The 3,306-nt window shown below is 72.3% G+C and carries 3 protein-coding genes; 2 read left to right on the forward strand and 1 reads right to left on the reverse strand.

Features of this window, described 5'->3' with window-relative positions:
- Nucleotides 1-32 precede the first annotated feature (32 nt).
- The gene (locus PMI01_RS06075; RefSeq protein ID WP_007665381.1) at nt 33-881 is read right to left on the reverse strand and encodes an aldose 1-epimerase; all 849 of its coding nucleotides are present in this window, start codon (nt 879-881) and stop codon (nt 33-35) included.
- Nucleotides 882-1,030: 149 nt separating this feature from the next.
- Here PMI01_RS06075 and PMI01_RS06080 point away from each other — a divergent pair, with 149 nt between their 5' ends.
- Nucleotides 1,031-2,194 carry a CaiB/BaiF CoA transferase family protein gene (locus PMI01_RS06080; RefSeq protein ID WP_007665385.1) on the forward strand — a complete coding sequence of 388 codons (1,164 nt, stop codon included), beginning with the start codon at nt 1,031-1,033 and terminating at the stop codon, nt 2,192-2,194.
- Nucleotides 2,191-3,270, forward strand: a complete 1,080-nt coding sequence (locus PMI01_RS06085) for a CaiB/BaiF CoA transferase family protein (protein WP_007665389.1) — start codon at nt 2,191-2,193, stop codon at nt 3,268-3,270. Before PMI01_RS06080 ends, PMI01_RS06085 begins: the two co-directional genes overlap by 4 nt.
- The last annotated feature ends 36 nt before the right edge of the window (nt 3,271-3,306 follow it).

Raw genomic sequence — 3,306 nt, forward strand, 5'->3', positions numbered from 1 at the left:
AAGGCCCGGGATGACGGTTGTTTAGGTGAGCGTCAGTTGGAGCTGATCACCATCCACACCGCCGCCATTTCCCCCGGCGCCAGCACCACGATCCCGCTGTCCTCGCCGTGGAACGGGTCGGGCCGGTTGGCCACCGGCTCGGCGCAGACGAAATCGGCGCCCGGCGGCGAATAGACGTGCAGCCAGCGGCAGTCCGGCGAAGCGGTCAGGGTCGTGCTCGCCCCGCCCGGCGCCGACAGCGTCGCGGCGCCGTCCCAGCCGGTGTAGCAATTGTCGATCAGCTCGGAGACCGCCGTCGGCGCCCCGGCCGCCCAGTCCGAGCGCCAGGCGCCCGCCACGTGGGTGGTGGGCAGGCAGTCGCTGTCGATCATCCAGACGCCGGTCACCCCGGCTCGCAGCCGCTCGCCGGGGCGGGCCGGGAAATAGGGGTGGAAGCCCAGGCCGGCCGGCATCGCCTCGCCGCCGGTGTTGGTCACCGACAGCTCCAGGCGCAGGCCGTCGTCGTCCAGGGTGAAGCGCTGCTCGGCGCGATAGGCCCAGGGCCATTCGTCGGGCGCGTGGTCGAAGCTCAGCACCGCCTGGGTCTGGCTCGCCGACTCCACCGTCCAGGCCGCGCGCCAGCCCTGGCCGTGCAGGGCGTGCGGATGGTCGCCGAGGTTCGGCTTCAAGCGCACCGCGTGGCCGCCGAAGCTGAAGCGGCCGTCGCGGATGCGGTTACAGTAGGGAACCAGCGGGAAGTTGCCGGTGTCGAGCACCTCGCCCGTCCCCGCCGGGGTCGGCCGGGTCACGTCGCGGCCGTCCCAGGTGAACCGGCCCAGGGCGCCGCCCAGGGCGGGCAGGATCTCGACGCGGGCGCGGGCGGTCTGCAGGACGACGGTCATGGGGCCTTACTCGGTGGCGGTGTCGAGCGGCTTGCTACGGCCATCGCCGCGCCGAAACAAGCCGCCTTCCGCCCCCCAGCTTTCCGTTACGTCGCCCTAGGCGCGGCCGGGCGGGCGTCGCATCATCGTCCAAAGCAGAGGCGGAGCGGATGAACAGACCCCTGGACGGCGTGCGTATCGTGGCGGTCGAGCAATACGCCGCCGGCCCCTACGGCACCCAGCTGCTGTGCGAGCTGGGCGCGCAGGTGATCAAGATCGAGGCCCCGTCCCTGGGCGGCGACATCAGCCGGGGCCTGGGCCCCTACTTCCTGGGCGAGGCCGACAGCCAGTTCTTCCAGACCTTCTCGCGCGGCAAGCAGTCCGTCGCCCTGGAGCTCAAGACCCCCCAGGGCCGCGCCGACTTCGAGCGACTGGTGGCCGGCGCCGACGCCGTGGTCAACAACCTGCGCGGCGACCAGCCGGAGAAGCTTCGGCTGCGCTACGAGGACCTCGAGGCGATCAACCCCACCGTGGTCTGCGCCCACCTGTCCGCCTACGGACGGGGCAACAGCCGCGAGGCCTGGCCGGGCTACGACTACCTGATGCAGGCCGAGGCCGGGTTCATGACCCTGACCGGCGAGCCGGACGGGCCGCCGGTGCGCTTTGGCCTGTCGATGGTCGACTTCATGACCGGCTCGGTGTTCGCCCTGGGCATCGTCTCGGCGATCCTCGGGGCGCGGGCCAGCGGGACCGGCTGCGACGTCGACGTGTCGCTGTTCGACGTGGCGCTGCACCAGACCTCCTATCCGGCGGTGTGGGCGATGAACGAGGGCCACCACGCCGACCGCCTGCCGCGCGGCGCCCACCCGTCGATCAGCCCGTCGCAGCGGGTGAGGACCCAGGACGGCTGGGGCATGCTGATGTGCCAGACCGAACGGTTCTGGCGGCTGTTCTGCGATCTGGTGGATCGTCCCGACCTGCAGGCCGATCCCCGCTTCCTCGACATGCCGGCCCGCCGCGCCAACCTCGACGCCCTGACCCCGATCCTCGACGCGATCATGGCGACGCGGACCGGCGCCGCGTGGATGGCCTATCTGGGCGGCCGCGTGCCGTTCTCGCCGATCGCCGACCTGGCCGAGGCGCTGGACAACCCGTTCGTCGCCGAGGTGGCGATGCGTGACCACATCGACCATCCGGCCCGACCCCAGGGCCTGGACATGCTGGCCTGCCCGATCCGGGTCGATGGCCAAAGGATGCCCGCCGCCCGCGCCCCGGCCCTGGGCGAGCACACCGACACGCTGCTGGGACCCAAGGCGCCGGGGAGCGCCCGATGAAGCTCGACGGCGTCAAGGTCCTGGACCTGTCCCTGTTCCTGCCCGGTCCGATGCTGACCCTGATGATGGCCGACCACGGGGCCGACGTGATCAAGGTCGAGCCGGCCGGCGAGGGCGAGCCCAGCCGCCATATCGGCCTGGCGACGAACGGCCAGACGGTGTGGTTCCGCAACACACATCGCGGCAAGCGCTCGATCCAGCTGGACCTGAAATCGGCCGAGGGCCAGGCGGCGTTCTGGGCCCTGGCCCGCGAGGCCGACGTGCTGGTCGAGGCCTTCCGGCCCGGCGTGGTCGACCGGCTGGGGGTCGGCTACGACGCGGTCAAGGCGGTCAATCCGGGCGTCGTCTACTGCGCGATCAGCGCCTTCGGCCAGGCCGGTCCCTATCGCGACCGTCCCGCCCACGACCTGGCCGTCGAGGCCCTGGCCGGCCTGGTGTCGCTGAACGAGGGCCAGGACGGCAAGCCGGCCATGCCCGGCCTGATGGCCGCCGACGCCCTGGCCTCGCTGACCGCCCTGTCGGGGGTGCTGATGGCGCTGTTGCGACGGGAGAGGACCGGCCGGGGCGACTATCTCGACGTCGCCATGCTCGACAGCCTGATGGCCTGGACCCCCAACGCCACCGGCCCGGTGTTCGCCGAGAACCGCGCCAACCTCCCCAAGGCCGAGCGGTCGTGGGGCGGGGCGGCGATGTTCAACCTCTATGAATGCGCCGACGGCCAGTGGATCGTGCTGGGCGGCTCGGAGGTGAAGTTCGCGGCCAACCTGCTGGCGGCTCTGGGGCGGCCCGACCTGCTGGACCATGCCCGCCTGCCGCCCGGGCCGGGCCAGGAACCGCTGCGGGCCTTCTTCCGCGAGACCTTCGCCACGAAGAGCCAGGCGGAATGGGAGGCCTGGTTCGAAGGCCGCGACGTCTGCTTCGCCCCGGTGCGGTCGCTGAAGGCCGCCTTCGACGACCCGGCCGTGGCGGCGCGCGGGATGATCTCGCGGGATGCCAACGGACGCCGTGGTGGGGACGCCGCTGCTGTTCCGCGAGGAGCCGGGGCGGGTGGAGCCTCGGGCGCCGGAACTGGATGAGCACGCCGGCCAGGGGTGGCGACCGCCCCCTCTCCC

The organism is Caulobacter sp. AP07 (assembly GCF_000281955.1).
GTDB lineage: Bacteria > Pseudomonadota > Alphaproteobacteria > Caulobacterales > Caulobacteraceae > Caulobacter.

Excerpts from the sequence above, each read along its gene's own strand:
- PMI01_RS06085 (WP_007665389.1), top strand. The coding sequence starts at position 2,191 with ATGAAGCTCGACGGCGTCAAGGTCCTGGACCTGTCCCTGTTCCTGCCC.
- PMI01_RS06080 (WP_007665385.1), top strand. The coding sequence starts at position 1,031 with ATGAACAGACCCCTGGACGGCGTGCGTATCGTGGCGGTCGAGCAATAC.
- PMI01_RS06075 (WP_007665381.1), bottom strand. The coding sequence starts at position 881 with ATGACCGTCGTCCTGCAGACCGCCCGCGCCCGCGTCGAGATCCTGCCC.